General features: G+C 77.0%; 6 protein-coding genes. 3 read left to right on the forward strand and 3 right to left on the reverse strand.

The window, feature by feature from the left end; translation table 11 throughout:
- The first annotated feature begins 252 nt into the window (after window positions 1-252).
- A complete protein-coding gene (locus ACFV0G_RS34465) occupies window positions 253-396 on the forward strand; it encodes a hypothetical protein (protein WP_380556480.1) in 144 nt (47 codons plus the stop codon).
- A 63-nt stretch (window positions 397-459) separates the two neighbouring features.
- On the opposite strand, the gene ACFV0G_RS34470 is transcribed toward ACFV0G_RS34465, so the two are convergent.
- On the reverse strand, window positions 460-1,257 hold the full coding sequence (locus ACFV0G_RS34470; RefSeq protein WP_380556482.1) for a DUF4184 family protein: 798 nt from the start codon (window positions 1,255-1,257) through the stop codon (window positions 460-462).
- A 118-nt stretch (window positions 1,258-1,375) separates the two neighbouring features.
- Window positions 1,376-1,942: a GNAT family N-acetyltransferase gene (locus ACFV0G_RS34475; RefSeq protein ID WP_380556484.1), complete on the reverse strand. Its 567-nt coding sequence runs from the start codon at window positions 1,940-1,942 to the stop codon at window positions 1,376-1,378.
- 249 nt (window positions 1,943-2,191) lie between these two features.
- Here ACFV0G_RS34475 and ACFV0G_RS34480 point away from each other — a divergent pair, with 249 nt between their 5' ends.
- Window positions 2,192-2,563 carry a YkvA family protein gene (locus ACFV0G_RS34480; RefSeq protein ID WP_380556486.1) on the forward strand — a complete coding sequence of 124 codons (372 nt, stop codon included), beginning with the start codon at window positions 2,192-2,194 and terminating at the stop codon, window positions 2,561-2,563.
- Between the two features lie 60 nt (window positions 2,564-2,623).
- On the opposite strand, the gene ACFV0G_RS34485 is transcribed toward ACFV0G_RS34480, so the two are convergent.
- Entirely contained in the window at window positions 2,624-3,190 is a 567-nt protein-coding gene (locus ACFV0G_RS34485; protein ID WP_380556488.1) for a GNAT family N-acetyltransferase, read from the reverse strand.
- Between the two features lie 282 nt (window positions 3,191-3,472).
- Here ACFV0G_RS34485 and ACFV0G_RS34490 point away from each other — a divergent pair, with 282 nt between their 5' ends.
- Entirely contained in the window at window positions 3,473-4,339 is an 867-nt protein-coding gene (locus tag ACFV0G_RS34490) for a lysozyme (RefSeq protein ID WP_380556490.1), read from the forward strand.
- The last annotated feature ends 9 nt before the right edge of the window (window positions 4,340-4,348 follow it).

The raw sequence follows: 4,348 nt of genomic DNA on the forward strand, positions 1-4,348 counted from the left end.
CTCCACCCCCACCCGCGCCCCCCCCGCGCGCCCCCCGCCGCCCGCGGGCCCGCCCCCCGCCCCGAGGGGCGGCCCCCCCCCCCCGGGGGCGTCCCAGGGCGGCCGGGGGGCGGGCCGCGCGCGCCGCCCGCCGGCTCCGCCGTCCCGGCGGCGCAGTCGGCGGAGCCGTCGCAGTCGGACAGCGGCGCGGGCAGCCCGGCGCAGGCCCGCCAGAGCCGGCGGCCGGCCCCGACCCGGAACCCGCGCGGCACGGTGCACGGCTCGGGCGGCGCCCGCCCGGTGACGGTGGCGCCGCCGCTCGGCGGCCTCAAGGTCTGCGCCGCGGCGGAACGCCAGGGCCAGTGGCTCCCCGGATCGGAGCAGGCCCGGATCTGCCGCAGCCTCTACGGCGGATGAGCCACCGGCGCCGTCGGCCGCCGTCGACCTCCCGGACGGGCCCACCCGGTCACGTCGGCCGCGTCACGCCCGGCGGGCCTTCGCCCGAGTCCGGGCCGCCGACACCGCCGCGTGCAGGAGGAGCGCTGCGCCGGCACCGGCGACGGAGCCGAAGGCGGAGGTCGGGACCAGGTCGGACAGCGGCTCGCCGGGCCGGTACCAGAAGGTGATCGTGTACCCGGCTCCGGCGACCGCCGCGGCCGCCGTCCCGGCCAGCGCCGTCCGCCGGCTGCGCCGGTCCAGGGTCACCGCACAGGGGCGGCCGCCGGCGTCCGCCGCCCGCCGCAGCTCCCGCAGCAGCCACCGGGCCAGCACGGCCAGGGCGATCGCCGACGTCCCGTACTGGAGCACCGCGTACAGCGGCCGGCCGAGCACGGAGACGGTCTGCAGGGCGGGCAGGAGCCGGACGCCGAAGCGGCCGGGGTGGGTGAAGCCGTCCCAGCCGACGTGGGTGGCGGCGCCGATCGCGGCCGACAGGGCGAACCGGGCGGCGTCCGCCGGCCTGGGCCACCGCAGGCTCCCGGGCTGCGGCGCCGTCAGGAGTTCCGCGGCACCGGCCCAGCGGGCCGGGAGCAGCGCCACCAGCGGGGCGCGCAGCAGCAGGTGCCAGAGGGCGACCAGCAGGGCGGTGACGGCGACGTCCACCGTCGGCACGCCCCACCAGGCGTGCGTGATCCGTCCGGCCGCGAACTCCCCCGCGAAGTACGGGAGATCGGGGGCCATCGCGCCGCAGACCAGCGCGGAGGCGACCAGCCTGCCGCGTGCCCGGCCGTGGTGGAGCAGCGGCAGGACGGCGAGGGGGTGACTGAACGTGAAGGGCACCGGGCCACTCTAGGACCCTCCTCGGCGGCCGCCCGCGGGCGGATCCGGTGACGCTGCGCCACACCCGTGGGCGGGGCGGCCCGGAGGGACCGCCCGCCGGGCGGCGGCAGGTCTCTCCTCAGCCTGCGGGCGCCACCGCGGCACGGCCGAGGAGCGCCGCCTCGGACCAGGCGAAGCGGTACTTCTCCGGGGTGCCGTTGAGCCGCTCGGGGAGGCCGCCGGGGGCGGCCACGGGTGCCGTCCCGACGTTGCGGCCGCCGAGGGCGGAGTAGAAGCCCTGGGCCGCGGTGTTCTGCGCATGCACCCACAGGTAGAGGGAGCGGTGCACGGCGTCTACCGCGGCCGCGGCCGCGGCGCCGCTGAGCAGGGTGCGGCCGAGGCCGCCGCGCTTCCGGTCGTGCCGGACGTGCAGGTTGTCGACGAGGGTGCCCCAGCGGTCGTCCTCGTCGAGGACGAGGTGCACGAAGCCCGCCAGGCCTGCGCCGTCCTCGGCCACCAGGGTCAGCGTGCCGTGCGGCGCGGCGAGCCGGGCGGACCACACGGCGAGCCGGTCGGCGACGAGGTCGCCGTCGAGGTAGGAGTCCGCGTAGGCCCCGCGGTAGGTGCGGCGCCAGCTCTCGGCGTGCAGCTGGGCCACCTGGGCGGCGTCCTGCGGACCGGCCGCCCGCAGCTCGGCTTCCGTCATTCGATCTGCTCCCCTGCCCTGGGCCGGTCCGACGGACCGGCCCGCTCGCTCCCGACGCCCCGGACGCTACGCCCGCCCTCCGCAGCACGTCGACCGGGTTTCGGGGTGGGCCGGCGGCCGGTACGGGCACGCAGCAGACCCGTAGCGAGAACCGGACATCGGACCCTGCCGCGCTGCCGTGCGGCTCGCGTACCGTTGGCGGGTGGATCGGCGCAGCAGGGCGTCCGACCGGACGGCGAGGAGGCAGCGGTGGCCAAGCCGGTGGCGTCGAAGCGGGTACGAGGGCTCGACCGGGCCGCGGTGGGCCGGTCCGCGTGGGGGCTGTACGGGGAGACCCAGCGGCCGGGTGCGCCTGGGCTCGGCGCACGGCTGATCGCGACGCCGCGGCTGATCCGGGACGTGCTGGGCCGCCGCTACCCGGGCGTGGGGCCGGGCAGGCTCGCGGCGCTCGCCGTGCTGGCCTTCGTCTACCTGGTGAGCCCGATCGACGCGATCCCGGACTTCATCCCGGTGCTCGGCTGGTCGGACGACACCGCGGTGGTGGTGTGGTTCCTCACCGGGCTGACCCGTGAGTCCGGCCGGTACCTGGAGTGGCTGCGGCAGCAGCCCGCCGCGGACTGACCGGGCGGTCCCGCCCGCACCCGGTCGCGAGAGAGCCCCGGGCCCCCGGCGGCCCGGGGCTCAGATGGTCTTGACCAGCCGCTCGAAGCGCAGGTCGTCCCGGAGCGGGATGCCGAAGCGCTCGTCGCCGTACGGGAACGGCTCGTACTCGCCGGTGCGCCGGTAGCCGCGGCGCTCGTACCAGGCGATCAGGTCGGCGCGCTGCTCGATCACGGTCATCTCCATCCGTGCCAGACCCCACCGCTCGCGGGCGAGCAGTTCGGCGCGGGCGAGGACGCTCCGGCCGAGGCCGCCACCCTGGAGCTCGGGGCGGACGGAGAACATCCCGAAGTAGGCCGCCGCGGGGCGCCGCTCCAGGTGGCAGCAGGCGAGCAGCTCCCCCGCCCGCTCGGCGACCAGGACGACCGAGTCCGGGCGGGCGAGGACGTCGGCGACGCCGTCGGCGTCGGTGCGCTGCCCGGCGAGCAGGTCCGCCTCGGTGGTCCAGCCGGCCCGACTGGCCTCCCCGCGGTAGGCGGACTCGACCAGGGCGACCAGCGACGGGACGTCCGCGGGCACGGCGGCGCGGAAGGTCGGCTCGGCGTCGTCGGAGCGGTCGGCGTTCTCGACGGTGGGCGCGGTCGGCACGGTCGGTCTCCCTGCTGGTCGGCGGCGGGCGGCGCGCCGCCATGGTGCCACACAAGGCCCGTCCGGGGTCGAGCACGGCCCGGTGCGCGACGGACCCGGACAGGGGCGCCCGGGGGCGCACGCCTCTCCGAGCGGCGCACACGGACGGCGCCCCCAGCCTCTGATGCGCCGCTCGATGCGCCGTCAACACCATCGCTTGCATGGCGAGTTCATGACTACGCTCCCGTTCTACGCGGGTAGCGCCCGCTGTCCCGCGTTCCACACCCCCCACAGGAGTGGCTCGTGCTCCCCACTGCCCCGCGCTCCGCCCGTCTCCCCGTCCGCCCCAGAGCCGGCACGGCCGGACCGCTCCCCCGGTTCGCCACCGCCTCGGCCGCGGCGGCCCTGCTGCTCGGTGCGGCCGCCCCGGCCGCCGCCGCACCCGCACCGGCCCCCGTCCACCACTACGACCTCGACCACGCGGGCTCCACCGTCGTCGCCCACGAGGGAAGAGGCACCGGCGCGCCGATCGACACTCTGGCCACCCAGACCCCCGGCAATGACGTGTCCGGCTGGCAGGGCAACGTCAACTGGGCCACCGCCAAGGCGAACGGCGCCAGGTTCGCCTATGTGAAGGCCACCGAGGGCACCACCTACACCAACCCGTACTTCGCCCAGCAGTACAACGGCTCCTACAACGCCGGCCTGATCCGCGGCGCGTACCACTTCGCCCTGCCGGACGCCTCCTCCGGGGCTGCGCAGGCGAACTGGTTCGTCACCCACGGCGGCGGCTGGTCCGCCGACGGCAGGACCCTGCCGCCGGCGCTCGACATCGAGTACAACCCGTACGGCGCGACCTGCTACGGCCTGAGCCAGAGCGCCATGGCCAGCTGGATCCGGTCGTTCAGCAACACCGTGCACACCGCGACCGGGCGCTATCCGGTGATCTACACCACCACCGACTGGTGGACGACCTGCACCGGGAACAACTCCTCCTTCGGCGCCACCAACCCGCTCTGGATCGCCCGTTACGCCTCGGCCGTCGGCACCCTGCCGGCCGGCTGGTCGTACCAGACCATCTGGCAGTACGCCGACTCCGGCGTCCTGCCGGGCGACCAGAACCGCTTCAACGGCGCCTACGACCGCGTCCAGGCGCTGGCCGACGGCTGACCCGCGCGC

It is taken from the genome of Kitasatospora sp. NPDC059571 (assembly GCF_042735675.1).
Taxonomy (GTDB): Bacteria; Actinomycetota; Actinomycetes; order Streptomycetales; family Streptomycetaceae; genus Kitasatospora.

Bases quoted from the DNA above. Each gene is read 5' to 3' on its own strand.
- ACFV0G_RS34475 (WP_380556484.1), bottom strand. From the start codon at position 1,942: ATGACGGAAGCCGAGCTGCGGGCGGCCGGTCCGCAGGACGCCGCCCAG.